Here is a 12,917-nt window from a genome sequence, read left to right as displayed (position 1 = left end):
TATCAGGACGCATTGGGCTATGATGATATTAGTCTCTTGCTTTTCTGTTCTGTTATGAACGACAAAGAGAACTTTATTGTGTGACGAGGCAAGTATACAGGAAGAAATCAAGTACTTCTGCCGAACATCTACGTTGTATTTATCGTGCTGCACCGACCAGAAATCACATGTGATCATGCTGCAGAGACAAAGTTCCTCTGTCTGGTATTTATCGGTGAGAGTGGTTTGCTGTGTGTTGCCTTCGGAAGGTATTATCAGGCAACGAATACGCATGAATTACGGGAAGCGTATTAATCCCATGGTGCAATCATCGAGTTTTCATAGGCTTTGACTGCGTTCCATTCAGCAGTGATTTTTCGAAAACCGTTATGATCATTATTTTTTCTGAGCATATCCCCGACTTCTTGCAGGCATGCTTTATAGTTATCAAGGTCAATGTGTTTGTATTTATCATGCATTGATCAATGCATCGATGTCCCTTCTGTTATGCAGTCCTGATGTTGGTCTTCATCACGAATGGTTGTGCGATGAGGGTGAATGACCTGCAGAGCCTGCTAACAAAAGTATTTATCTAGGAAGTCGATTTTCTTTATCATTCAAAGAGAGATATTTCCAATCGGCACTCATTCGTTGTAAATATGTCACGGTTTCTTCTAGCGGATAACCATTTCCGTAATGGGAACCCATTCCTTGATCTTTATGTCCCATTAAGTCGTGCTGTAGTTCTTCAGGGATGCCGTGCTTTCTCAAGCGGTCTTTAAACGTGTGGCGTAGACTGTAGACGGAGTGTTTATCGGTTTCTAAAAGCCCATTGTTCTGCATATACTTATTTATCAGGCCTGATGCATTTGATGGGCCATTGTCTGTCGCGTACTGTGTGAAACCCATTGGGAAAGTCTTAAAGGCCTGCAAGGAATACCCTGTAAGCGGGATAGTACGTTTGCGATGTGTAGTCTTTAACTGCCGATGTTCATTTCCCTGAATGATAATGTGTGGAATAGCGACGTTGAGGCGGATATCTTTTTCTGGATCGAGGCCACAGAGTTCTTTAAATGAACAACCCGTGTCTATCACAGCAAAAAGAAGTGCCTTTGCACACGGGTTTAATTGTGTGAATGCATCCTTTTTGAACCAGCGTTCGTTTAAGAAGTCGATTGTAAACGGAGGTCGCGCATTCTCTTGTGCTTTGAAGTTTAGTCCATCAAAGACAGTTTCTGTTTCGTCATCATGTGCGTTTTTGTAGGTTTTGATAAGGACGCGTAAGTGTGTAATATACTTACTAGCGGTGTTTGCTTTAATTTCTTGCGTTGCAATCTTGTTCTTTAAGTGTCTGTGGAAATTTCGTGCCTGTTGACGATCTAAGGAGGGCAGATCGATATCTTTTTCTAAGAAGGACATTAACTGCGTAACGGCATTCTTCAATGGGGTTAGTTTTTTCGATCTTTCTCTGTCATTTAAAGAACTCAGCACATGCACCTGATCATCTTCGTAGAATGCGACTAGGTTGGACAGCTTCATGGTAGCTTCGGCTGTGCCAAAGTAGCTTGAAAATTCGCGCCCTTTCGGTTTGCCTGCTTTTGTCCATTCGCTGTGGGTCTGTATTAATTGTGCTGGATTTTGTATAAGCTGATCAAGCGGTTTGTAAATTCGTCCGGTGACTTGTGCTATACGCATAAGTTCTTCGTAGCTTAGCTCTGAATAGTTGGTCAGGTCTTCACCATTGCGAAGTTTTTCCATAAGGCTTTGATAATATGGTTCGACTTCGCCATATTGCTTCATGGCAACTGAAAGGTCTTTGGTTTTCAGTGAAGCTTTGAATTCTGATTTCCCTGCAAGGCTGCGCAGATGTACAGGTATGACAAGACGAAAGACGAAAGTCTTTCGTCGGACGTACAAATGCGGGATGTCAGGGGAGTATTTTTTCAATGATTTTGTACCACCTTTTGTACCATAATATTATGGAACATGAGGAAAATCAATGATTTCAATGGCTTATATTAGCAAAATGGCGGAGAGAGCGGGATTCGAACCCGCGATACGGTTCCCCGTATACACACTTTCCAGGCGTGCGCCTTCAACCACTCGGCCACCTCTCCACTCAAGACTGATATTTATAAGTGATATCAATCACAACGGCGTATCTTCAAACAGTGGTCAGCTGTTAAACGACCGTTTCGGCGCGGAATATAGCTATAAAAGACGGATGTTCAACCATTATTTCGTGTTTCACTGAATTCATTTGATTTTACAGGCAGAAAACAGTGAAATTATATGAAAAATCGGATGCTTTATTTATTTAACTTATTGAATTTATTGATTTTAATATTTTTGAGGTTCTGTGGAAAATATCGTCGATTTTCGCGCCGCCAGAGTATGATTTGACCCATTTTTGACTGATCTTGCTGAAATTCGTGACGAAACTGGTCGAATCTTATGTCCGAAAGGACAAATGTTTTTGTTCAACGGCGGAGGGAAGTTACAGACTTTTCCGTGAATTATAATTTTATATTAGAAAAATTTAATAGCCTGTCTGTCAGGAAAGCTCCTTGTGATAGAATGAAATTCAGAGTTGTTTTTTGAGTTCTGAATTTCAGAAGACGGATATGGGTTATTATGCGTGTATTTTTTAATTTTCTGGCGCTCTGGTCGTTGGGTGTCAGCTTGTTATTTGCTGTTTTTGATATTGCGCGATCAATTGCGCAGCTTCGTTTGGTTGTGACGCCATTTCTGCAGAGTTTGCAGGACTATCTGCCTGAATATTTGGCTGCTTTTGCCGGTTTTATACGGCAGGTCTTCTGGAACGGCTTTTGGGACAACTGGATGGTTCCGGTGTTGAATATGCCCGGATGGTTCTTATTTTTAGTGCTGAGTATAGTGTGTTTTGCTGTCGGAACGATTGGGCGTAAATCTTATGCACGTTAAGAGTACAGATATGTGTAAGCCTGTTCCGGCTGCCTGCCGTTAAAACTAACAAGTATGCAGCATTTCCGTTATTGCTGTTTAAACCGGAAATGCATCAGACAGGGACTATGATGATGTTCAGACAATATCCCGAACACAAGTTGCGTATGCCGACCAGTAACGAGGCGCTTGCCGGTCGTACTGAGGCGATTGCGACTTCCGAAGACCATTTTGTTTCCGGACTTCCTCTGCACGGGCCATGGCCGCATAATATGAAGAAAATTCTGTTCGGTATGGGCTGTTTCTGGGGCGTGGAGCGTTTGTTCTGGCAGGTGCCCGGTGTTTATGTCACCGCTGCCGGTTATAGCGGCGGTCTGACGCCGAACCCGACCTATGAGGAAACCTGTACGGGCCTGACAGGACATAATGAAGTGGTGCAGGTGGTCTATGATCCGGCCGAGGTGACGCTGGCGCAGCTTTTGCAGATTTTCTGGGAAGAACATGACCCGACGCAGGGTATGCGGCAGGGCAATGATATAGGCACAACATATCGCTCAGGGATTTATGTTTATTCGGATGAAGATCTGAAGACTGCTGAAGCGAGTAAAGCAGCTTACCAACAGGCACTGACCGCCCGTGGTCTTGGCGCAATTACGACGGAAATTCTGCCTGCTTCTGATTTTTATTATGCCGAAGGCTATCATCAGCAATATCTGGCGAAAAACCCTCAGGGTTATTGCGGCTTGCGCGGGACAGGCGTTTCCTGCGTGATTTAAGGGCGGCGCGGTGTGTTCCGGCAATGAAATATGTGTAAGCGCATAAATTTAAGATGAAAAAAGTTCCGGACCGTGCCAGATTGCCGATTATTAAAATCTGAGCGGGCGGTAAAAAACAGAATAATTTACCGAACACGGGTGGATATTTTCTCGCGCAGAATTACTGCGCTATCGGAGGTGAGTGGTAATGAAGCGTATCGTTATGGGCCTGTTGGCCGCGACCCTGAGTGTTTCAGCAGCTTATTCGGCAGAACTGAAGCCGGCTGTTGTTTATGACTTTGGCGGAAAATTTGACAAGTCTTTCAATGAAGCCGCTTATAATGGCGCTGCCAAATATAAAGCAGATCACGGTACTAATTATCGTGAATTTGAAATTCAGAACGATGCGCAGCGTGAACAGGCTCTGCGTAAATTTGCACAGGATGGCAACTCGCCGGTTGTGATTGCCGGTTTCTCAGCTGTTTCCGCAATTGAGAAAGTTGCAAAGGAATTTCCGGATACGAAATTCGTAATCATTGATGCTGTTGTGGAAGCGCCGAATGTGCGCTCCGTTGTGTTTAAAGAAGAAGAAGGCGGCTATCTGGTTGGTATGCTGGCAGCGATGGCTTCTAAAACCGGCACTGTAAGCTTTGTCGGTGGTATGGATGTGCCGCTGATCCGTCGTTTCTATTGCGGTTATGCCGGTGGTGCAAAAGCCGGTAAAGAAGGCACAAAAGTTCTGAATAACTGGACCGGCGATACACCTGCCGCGTGGAATGATCCGGCTAAAGGCAGCGAAATCACCAAGGCTCAGATCGATCAGGGGTCTGACGTGATTTATCATGCTGCCGGTGGCACCGGTATCGGCGTGTTGCAGGCTGCGGCTGATGCGGGCAAGCTCGGCATTGGCGTTGACTCCAACCAGAACGGTCTGCATCCGGGTCATGTTCTGACCTCGATGGTTAAGGGCGTTGATACTGCCGTTTATAAGGCTTTTGAAGATGTTGCCGCTGATAAATTCACAGCCGGTATCGTTCAGATGGGTCTGAAAGATGATGGTGTGAGTTATGCGATGGACGAAAACAACGCCAAGCTGATTACACCTGAAATGAAGGCTGCGGTTGAAGCTGCAAAAGCCGACATCATCTCCGGTAAAATCAAGGTGCATGACTACACCACAGACAATAAGTGCCCTTACTAATCCGGTAGGGCTATTCATAGAAAAGGGCAGTGGTGACACTGCCCTTTTCCATTTGAAATTTCTTTGTGTCTTACCAGTGGGGCGGTTTGGTCACGGAGACTTCCGGCGCTGTTTGTTCTTCCAGCTCTAAAAAACGATCAGTCAGCGCGCTGAGCTTTTTGTTCAGCGCGGTAATCAGTTTCCATTGCTCGGCAATCTCACCGGACAGGTCTTCAATTGTCTTTTCCTGTTCCGCATTGCGAATTTCCAGCTCTGTAAGCCGGTCGGACAGATTTTCAGACATGGGTGGTTTCCTGACAGATCAGAGGGTGTTTTGTATTCATATAGTGCACGGAAGTGATATTTCACGCTATTATGAGGGGTGAAATGCGGCTTTGTGGTGGTTTACACACAGCTTTATGCAATAGCATATATTGTTAACTGCGTGGCGGAATCAGTTAAAGCAGAACATGTCAGATGTTTTCATTTGATGTTCGCGATATGTTATTTGATAAAAATGCTCCGGCAATGCGATGTCGATGATTAACGGATGGGATAATGGCGCAGCCTGCACTTGAACTGACAGGAATTGATAAGCGTTTCGGCGCTGTGCACGCAAACCGTGCTATTGATCTGCGGATCGAAAAGGGAACCATCCACGGGATTATCGGCGAAAACGGCGCCGGAAAATCGACTTTGATGTCGATTATCTACGGTTTCTATCAGCCGGATAAAGGCACGATCAAAGTAAATGACCGGCAGGTGCATATATCCAATCCGGATGCGGCAATCGCTGCGGGCATCGGTATGGTGCATCAGCACTTTATGCTGGTTGATAATTTTACAGTGCTTGAAAATGTGATGCTGGGTGCGGAAGGTGCGCCTTTATTATCCGCCGGTATTGCAAAAGCGCGCGAGCAGCTGAAAGCGCTCGAAAAAGAATATGCGCTGGATGTTGATCCTGATGCGGTGGTTGAAGATCTGCCTGTTGGTCTGCAGCAGCGCGTGGAAATTCTGAAGGCGCTGTATCGCGGCGCGGAAATTCTGATCCTTGATGAACCGACCGGTGTGCTGACACCATCAGAGGCTGACCATCTGTTCCGTATTTTGCGGCAGCTGAAAGATCAGGGCAAAACCATTGTTCTGATTACCCATAAGCTGCGCGAGATTATGGCAGTGACGGATAATGTTTCTGTGATGCGGCAGGGCACGATGGTTGCCACCCGCAAAACCGCTGAAGCAAGCGTGGAAGAACTGGCCGAACTGATGGTTGGCCGCCGTGTTTTGCTGCGCGTGAACAAGCAGGCTGCGACACCCGGTGAGCCTGTATTACAGGTGAAGAACCTTGTCGTGCGCAATGCGCAGAAAACCACAGTCGTGGACACGGTGTCTTTTGATGTGCGTGCCGGTGAGATTGTCGGCATTGCCGGTGTTGCCGGTAACGGCCAGTCAGAACTGATCGAAGTCATTGCCGGTATTCGTCGCGCCGAGAGTGGTGTGGTGATGCTGAATAGCCTGCCGGTCAATGTGACCGGTAATGCGCATCCGGCAGAATTGCGCCGCCGTGGTCTCGCCCATGTGCCGGAAGACCGCCACCATATGGGGCTGGTGCTGGCCTATGAGGAATATGAGAATTCCATTCTCGGCTATCATGATGATCCGCGCTATCTCAAAGGCCCGTTCCTGAATATTGAAGCAATTATGCAGGATGCTAAGGGCAAAATTGCGCAATATGATATCCGTCCTGCCGATCCGCGTTTGAAAACTGCGAATTTCTCCGGTGGTAACCAGCAGAAGATCGTGCTGGCACGTGAGATGGAACGCAATCCGGATGTGCTGATTGTAGCGCAGCCGACGCGCGGCGTGGACGTCGGTGCGATCGAATTTATTCATAAACGTATTATTGAAATGCGCGATGCCGGTAAGGCCGTGCTGTTGATTTCTGTTGAGCTGGACGAAATCCGCTCGCTGTCCGACCGTATTCTGGTGATGTTTGCCGGCCGTGTTGTCGGTGAGTGCGGGCCGGAAGCCGGTGAGGGGGAAATCGGCCTGCTGATGGCGGGTATTCAGAATGAAGATAATAAGAAAACCGAAAAGGGCCTGCATTGATGATTAGCTCAACACCGGCATTGCTCATCATTGATATGCAAAAGGCTATTGATGATCCGAAATGGGGTCGCCGCGGACAACCACAGACTGAAGCGAATTTACAGCGCCTGCTGGAAGCATGGCGCGAACGTCGTCTGCCTGTGGTGCATGTGCGCCATGATTCAACCGATCCGCAGTCGCCTTATCGCGCGGGAACGGCAGGCAATGACTTTAAAGCAGAAGTCGAGCCGCAGATCGGTGAACCGGTCGTGGATAAACGTACCAACAGCGCTTTTATCGGCACAGACCTGATGGATGTGCTGGATGAGTTACAAATCCGCACGCTGGTTATTGGCGGTGTGTTGTTGGAAAATTCCGTTGATGCAACAGTGCGTATGGCTGCTAATCTCGGTTTTGAGGTGATTGTGCCGGAAGATGCGGTTGCCAGTACAGACCGCACCGATTTGCAGGGCCGTCTCTGGAGCGCGGAAGATGTGCATGCGCTGACACTGGCCGTGTTGCAGGGCGAATATGCGCAGGTAAAAACCACTGACGCCGTGATCGGAATGTTGCCATGAGCCAGCCTTTTGCAAAATTACCGCGATGGGTGGATTACGGTCTGATCCCGACACTGAACCTGCTGGTTGCGTTTCTGGTTGCCGGACTTGTGGTGCTGCTTGTCGGAGAAAATCCGCTGGATGCAGCGCTGCTGATGGTTAAAGGTGCCTTCGGTTCCGGTGAAGGCATTGGCTATACGCTGTTTTATGCCACGAATTTTATCTTTGCCGGTCTGGCTGTTGCCGTCGCTTTTCATTGCGGGCTGTTCAATATTGGCGGTGAGGGGCAGGCTTATATCGGTGGTCTTGGCGTGGCGCTGATCTGTCTCTGGCTGGATGCATCCATGCCGTGGTGGATTACCATGATTGCGGCATTGCTTGGCGGTGCTATTTTCGGTGCGCTCTGGGCGCTGATACCGGCATGGCTTTTGGCTAAGCGCGGTTCGCATATCGTGATCACCACGATTATGTTCAACTTCATCGCCGCCAGTCTGATGGTCTATCTGATTATCAATTTCATCAAGCCGATTGGTGTGATGGCACCGGAAAGCCGTGGCTTTGCAGAAGGTGGGCAACTGCCGAAACTCGACTGGCTGATGAACCTGTTCGGTATGGAAATCCGTTCGGCACCGCTGAATATCAGCTTTTTGCTGGCGTTGCTGGCCTGTTATCTGGTGTGGTTGCTGATCTGGCGGACAAAAATCGGCTATGAAATCCGCACTATGGGTCACAGCCCGCGCGCCGCTGAATATGCCGGTATCAACCCGTCGAGAACGATTATTATCACCATGCTGATTTCCGGTGCGCTGGCCGGTATGATGGCACTTAATCCGGTGATGGGCGCGCAATATCGCCTGCAACTGGACTTTGTGGCCGGTGCCGGTTTTGTGGGGATTGCGGTGGCACTGATGGGGCGCTCGCATCCGGTGGGGATTATTCCGGCGGCGATCCTGTTTGGTATGCTCTATCAGGGCGGTGCGGAAATCGCTTTTGATATGCCGAATATTTCCCGCGATATGATTGTGATTATTCAGGGTCTGGTGATCCTGTTTGCCGGTGCGATGGAGCATATGTTCCGTCCTGCTTTCCAGCGGTTTTTCATGCGTTTTGCATCGCGAAATGCTGCCGGTGCAGCCACGAAAGCAGGGGAGTAAGCGCCATGGACAGCTATGTAACTCTTATTCAGCTGCTTGATTCAACTTTGCGCCTGTCTGCGCCGTTGCTGTTTGCCTGTCTGGCAGGGCTCTATTCAGAGCGTGCAGGGATTGTCGATATCGGTCTTGAAGGCAAAATGCTGGCTGGTGCCTTCGCTGCCGGTACAGTTGCGGCTATCAGTGGTTCCGCCCTTGCCGGTCTTGGTGCGGCTTTGCTGGTTTCAATGCTGTTGTCACTGGTGCACGGTTTTGCCTCGATCACCCATCGCGGCAATCAGATTGTTTCCGGTCTGGCGATCAATTTTATCGCGGCCGGTACAACAATTATTCTCGGTCAGGCATGGTTTGGACAGGGTGGCCGAACACCGTCTTTGCCAAACAGCGCCCGTTTTACATCTATTAATTTTCCAGGCGCGGAAGCCGTTAAGGACGTGCCAGTTGTCGGCTATCTTTATGCGGAGCTGATTTCCGGTCATTCCATTCTGGTCTATCTGGCCTTTCTGATGGTGCCGCTGACATGGAGGGTTTTGTATCGCACCCGCTTTGGTCTGCGTCTGCGTGCGGTGGGTGAAAATCCTGCGGCGGTTGATACAGCCGGTATTTCGGTGACATGGCTTCGCTATCGTGCAGTGATTATCTGCGGTCTGCTCTGCGGTATGGCCGGTGCCTATCTGGCGACAGCACAGGGCGCAGGCTTTGTGAAGGATATGACTGCCGGTAAAGGCTATATTGCTCTGGCCGCACTGATCTTCGCCAAATGGCGTCCGGTACAGGCGATGTATGCTTGTTTGCTGTTTGGCTTTCTCGATGCGCTGGGCATTCGCCTGCAAGGCCAGTCACTGCCGCTGATCGGTGATGTACCGGTGCAGTTCATGCAGGCTCTGCCATATATTCTGACTGTTATCCTGCTGGCAGGTTTCATCGGTAAGGCCATTCCGCCGAAAGCGGGCGGAATACCATACGTCAAAGAGCGTTAAGATTAAAAATGAGGAGGGCTGATATGGCTCAGGATCTATTTGATGCAGCTTATGCTGCAATGCAGAAATGCCATGCCCCTTACTCGAAATTTCCGGTCGGTGCTGCTTTACGTACCAAAGACGGGCGGATTTATTCCGGCTGCAATATTGAAGTGATTTCTTTCCCTGAAGGCTGGTGCGCTGAAACCACCATGCTGTCGCATTATGTGATGGATGGCGGCGGTGAGATTGCCGAAATTCTGGTGATGGCTGAGAAACTGGAAAAATGCTCCCCTTGCGGCGGTTGCCGTCAGCGTCTGGCAGAATTTGCCGGTGCCGATGTGCCGCTGCATTTGTGTGACAGTTCCGGTGTTGTGCAGACTGTGACGATGCGCGAATTGCTGCCATTCAGTTTTCAGACCGATGTGATTGGTTAAGGCCATGACCGAAGCAGCTTTGATTTTACGCGCCCGTTTGAATGAAGCTTTCGCCGGTGAAACGCTGAAAGTTGCTATTGTGCTGGGTTCCGGCCTTGGCGGACTGGTCAGTGAGCTCGATGATCCGGTGCATATCCGTTATTCCGATCTGCCTCGCTTTCCGAAAAGCGGCGTCAGCGGCCATGCGGGCGAGGTGGTTGTCGGTCGCTTAATGGGTAGACTGGTAATGGTGCTGGCAGGGCGTGCGCATTATTACGAGCAGGGTGACGCAGCGGCGATGCGCCCTGTGCTGGAGACACTGAAAGCACTTGGCATTGAAACGCTGATCCTGACCAATGCCGCCGGTTCTGTGGTGCAGGAGATGGCACCCGGCAGCGTGATGCTGATCGACGATCACATTAATTATTCCGGTATGAATCCGTTGATCGGCGAACATACGGATGCGCGTTTTACCGGCATGACAGCGGCCTATGATGCAGAACTCAAGCAGGCTTTCCGCGATGCGGCACGTGCAGCGGGCGAGCAGCTGTATGAAGGTGTCTATATGTGGTTCTCCGGCCCGTCTTTTGAGACACCGGCAGAAATCCGCATGGCGCGGGTGCTGGGTGCCGATGCTGTGGGCATGTCCACTGTGCCGGAAGTCATTCTGGCGCGTTTTCTGGGGCTGCGGGCTGCCGCCTGTTCGGTCATCACCAATTATGGTGCAGGCATGAGCGGCGATGAACTTTCCCATCATGAGACCAAGACGATGGCGCCTTTGGGCGGGCAGAAGCTGCAAAAAATTATCAAAATACTGGTCGGTGAAATCGGCTAATCACTGAAGAGGAGCCGTCATGCTGCCACAGGAAATTATTCGGGCAAAGCGCGATCGCCAAGTTTTGAGCGCGGAGCAAATCAAGGCATTTGTGCGCGGTATTACCGATGGCAGTGTGAGCGAAGGGCAGATTGCCGCTTTTGGCATGGCGACATACTTCAATGGCATGACCCGTGACGAGGCTGTGGCGCTGACAACGGCGATGCAATATTCCGGCGATGTGCTGGAATGGCGCGATCTTGACGGGCCTGTGGTGGATAAACATTCGACAGGCGGTGTGGGCGATAATGTTTCGCTGATGTTGGCACCGATTGTTGCTGCCTGCGGTGCCTATGTGCCGATGATTTCCGGTCGCGGCCTTGGGCATACCGGTGGCACATTAGACAAGATGGATGCCATTCCCGGCTATCAGAGCTATCCTGATAAAGCCTTGTTCAACACAGTTGTGCGCGATTGCGGTTGTGCCATTATCGGTCCGACCGGCGACCTCGCTCCTGCGGATAAGCGGTTTTATGCCGTGCGTGATGTGACGGCGACGGTGGAATCCATTCCGCTGATTACCGCCTCTATTCTCTCGAAAAAACTGGCTTCCGGTATTAGCGGGCTTGTGCTGGATGTGAAAACCGGCAGCGGTGCTTTCATGCCGACATTTGAAGTTTCGCAGGCTTTGGCGCAAAGTCTGGTGCAGGTGGCTAATGGTGCGGGGTTACCGACCAGTGCGCTGATTACCGATATGAACGAGCCGCTGGCTGATTGTGCCGGTAATGCAGTGGAAGTGCGCAATGCTGTTGATTTCCTGACCGGTGCCAAACGGCAGGCGCGTCTCGCGGAAGTTGTGCTGAATTTTGCCGCCCATATGCTGGTAACGGCAGGGCTGGCTCAAACTGTTACTGATGGTCTGGCAAAAGCGCAAACGGCTCTGGATAATGGCAGTGCAGCAGAAAAATTTGGCCGTATGATTTCTGGCCTTGGCGGGCCTGCAGATTTCGTTGAAAGAGCCGCGCATTATCTGCCGGTTGCGCCTCTTCAGGTGCCGGTGTGTGCTGAGCGTGATGGCTATATCAGCGCCATTGATACACGCGCAGTCGGTATGAGCGTTGTCGCATTGGGCGGCGGGCGTATGCGCCCGCAGGATCAGATCGATCCTTCTGTCGGTGTGACCAATATTTTGTCGTTGGGCAGTGAAGTTAAAGCTGGTGATGTGCTGGCATTGGTTCATGCGCAGACGCAAGACAAAGCCGATCAGGCTGTGCAGATGGTGCGGCAGGCGATGATGCTGAGTGATAGTAAACCGCAGCTCAATCCGGTGATTTATGAAACGGTAACTGCATAAAAAACGGCGCTCTGAGCGCCGTTTTTTATTTCATCTTTGGTGCCGACCATACGGTCGCAATCTTTACTATTTGGTACCGTACATACGGTCGCTTTTTTAGTTACTTGGTGCCGTACATACGGTCACCGGCATCACCAAGACCCGGAACAATATAGCCGTCTTCATTCAGCTTCTCATCAATGGCCGCTGTGTAGATCGGCACATCCGGATGCACTTCCGCAAAATGCTTGATACCTTCCGGCGCTGCCAGCAGGCAGAGGAAGCGGATATTGCTTGCGCCGCGCTCTTTCAGCTTGGTGATCGCTTCAACGGCGGAGTTGCCGGTTGCCAGCATCGGATCAACCACAATAATCAGACGGTTGACGATATCTTCCGGTGCTTTGAAGTAATATTCCACCGGCTGCAAAGTCTTGTGATCGCGATAGAGACCGATATGGGCAACGCGTGCCGCAGGCACCAGATCAAGCATACCTTCCAGCAGACCATTACCTGCACGCAGGATGGATGCGAAAACCAGTTTTTTGCCGTCGAGGATCGGCGATTCCATTGGCTGCATCGGCGTTTCGATCATGGTTGTTGTCAGATCGAGATCGCGGGTCACTTCATAGCAAAGCAGAAGGGAAATTTCTTTCAGCAACCGCCGGAAGCTGGCGGTTGAAGTTTCTTTCATGCGCATAATGGTGAGCTTGTGCTGAACAAGCGGATGACTAACTACCGTAACGCTCATAATATCCCGCTGCTT

At 50.1% G+C, this 12,917-nt stretch carries 13 protein-coding genes and 1 tRNA gene; 10 read left to right on the top strand and 4 right to left on the bottom strand.

Annotated elements, in window-relative coordinates:
• Positions 1 to 567: 567 nt before the first annotated feature.
• Both F7P81_RS15045 and F7P81_RS15040 read right to left on the bottom strand, forming a co-directional pair.
• Positions 568 to 1,926 (bottom strand): DUF6538 domain-containing protein, encoded by a 1,359-nt coding sequence (locus tag F7P81_RS15045; RefSeq protein WP_151160138.1) that lies wholly within the window; start codon positions 1,924 to 1,926, stop codon positions 568 to 570.
• A gap of 80 nt (positions 1,927 to 2,006) precedes the next feature.
• Positions 2,007 to 2,096 (bottom strand) — tRNA-Ser (locus F7P81_RS15040).
• Between the two features lie 517 nt (positions 2,097 to 2,613).
• Here F7P81_RS15040 and F7P81_RS15035 point away from each other — a divergent pair.
• The 3 genes from F7P81_RS15035 (at position 2,614) to F7P81_RS15025 (ending at position 4,857) form a co-directional block, all read left to right on the top strand.
• Complete coding sequence (locus F7P81_RS15035; protein WP_022709275.1) at positions 2,614 to 2,922, top strand: hypothetical protein; 309 nt, start codon at positions 2,614 to 2,616, stop codon at positions 2,920 to 2,922.
• A 110-nt stretch (positions 2,923 to 3,032) separates the two neighbouring features.
• Positions 3,033 to 3,677 (top strand): peptide-methionine (S)-S-oxide reductase MsrA, encoded by a 645-nt coding sequence (msrA, locus tag F7P81_RS15030; RefSeq protein WP_210246333.1) that lies wholly within the window; start codon positions 3,033 to 3,035, stop codon positions 3,675 to 3,677.
• A gap of 187 nt (positions 3,678 to 3,864) precedes the next feature.
• Entirely contained in the window at positions 3,865 to 4,857 is a 993-nt protein-coding gene (locus F7P81_RS15025; protein WP_075657078.1) for a BMP family lipoprotein, read from the top strand.
• A 70-nt stretch (positions 4,858 to 4,927) separates the two neighbouring features.
• Here the strand turns inward: F7P81_RS15025 and F7P81_RS15020 are convergent, their stop codons facing one another.
• Positions 4,928 to 5,140 (bottom strand): SlyX family protein, encoded by a 213-nt coding sequence (locus F7P81_RS15020; protein ID WP_022712433.1) that lies wholly within the window; start codon positions 5,138 to 5,140, stop codon positions 4,928 to 4,930.
• A gap of 254 nt (positions 5,141 to 5,394) precedes the next feature.
• On the opposite strand from F7P81_RS15020, the gene F7P81_RS15015 reads away from it, so the two are divergent.
• From F7P81_RS15015 to deoA, 7 genes are read left to right on the top strand one after another with little or no spacing between them, the layout of a single operon-like run.
• Positions 5,395 to 6,945 (top strand): ABC transporter ATP-binding protein, encoded by a 1,551-nt coding sequence (locus F7P81_RS15015; RefSeq protein WP_122093547.1) that lies wholly within the window; start codon positions 5,395 to 5,397, stop codon positions 6,943 to 6,945.
• The gene (locus tag F7P81_RS15010) at positions 6,945 to 7,502 is read left to right on the top strand and encodes a cysteine hydrolase family protein (protein ID WP_151160137.1); all 558 of its coding nucleotides are present in this window, start codon (positions 6,945 to 6,947) and stop codon (positions 7,500 to 7,502) included. The genes F7P81_RS15015 and F7P81_RS15010 overlap by 1 nt, the downstream gene beginning before the upstream one ends.
• Positions 7,499 to 8,635, top strand: coding sequence for an ABC transporter permease (locus tag F7P81_RS15005; protein WP_022712436.1), 1,137 nt, complete (start codon positions 7,499 to 7,501; stop codon positions 8,633 to 8,635). The genes F7P81_RS15010 and F7P81_RS15005 overlap by 4 nt, the downstream gene beginning before the upstream one ends.
• A gap of 5 nt (positions 8,636 to 8,640) precedes the next feature.
• Positions 8,641 to 9,612 carry an ABC transporter permease gene (locus F7P81_RS15000; RefSeq protein ID WP_151160136.1) on the top strand — a complete coding sequence of 324 codons (972 nt, stop codon included), beginning with the start codon at positions 8,641 to 8,643 and terminating at the stop codon, positions 9,610 to 9,612.
• Between the two features lie 23 nt (positions 9,613 to 9,635).
• The gene (locus F7P81_RS14995) at positions 9,636 to 10,028 is read left to right on the top strand and encodes a cytidine deaminase (RefSeq protein WP_022712438.1); all 393 of its coding nucleotides are present in this window, start codon (positions 9,636 to 9,638) and stop codon (positions 10,026 to 10,028) included.
• Positions 10,029 to 10,032: 4 nt separating this feature from the next.
• Complete coding sequence (locus F7P81_RS14990; RefSeq protein ID WP_151160134.1) at positions 10,033 to 10,842, top strand: purine-nucleoside phosphorylase; 810 nt, start codon at positions 10,033 to 10,035, stop codon at positions 10,840 to 10,842.
• A gap of 19 nt (positions 10,843 to 10,861) precedes the next feature.
• Positions 10,862 to 12,175 carry a thymidine phosphorylase gene (gene deoA / locus F7P81_RS14985; protein ID WP_151160133.1) on the top strand — a complete coding sequence of 438 codons (1,314 nt, stop codon included), beginning with the start codon at positions 10,862 to 10,864 and terminating at the stop codon, positions 12,173 to 12,175.
• Between the two features lie 100 nt (positions 12,176 to 12,275).
• On the opposite strand, the gene upp is transcribed toward deoA, so the two are convergent.
• Positions 12,276 to 12,902, bottom strand: a complete 627-nt coding sequence (gene upp / locus F7P81_RS14980; RefSeq protein WP_183956655.1) for a uracil phosphoribosyltransferase — start codon at positions 12,900 to 12,902, stop codon at positions 12,276 to 12,278.
• Between the last annotated feature and the right edge of the window lie 15 nt (positions 12,903 to 12,917).

This window comes from Pseudochrobactrum saccharolyticum (assembly GCF_008801715.1).
Lineage (GTDB): Bacteria > Pseudomonadota > Alphaproteobacteria > Rhizobiales > Rhizobiaceae > Pseudochrobactrum > Pseudochrobactrum saccharolyticum.
The sequence above is the reverse complement of the archived record's forward strand: the minus strand, read 5'-3'. Positions and strand labels throughout refer to the sequence as shown.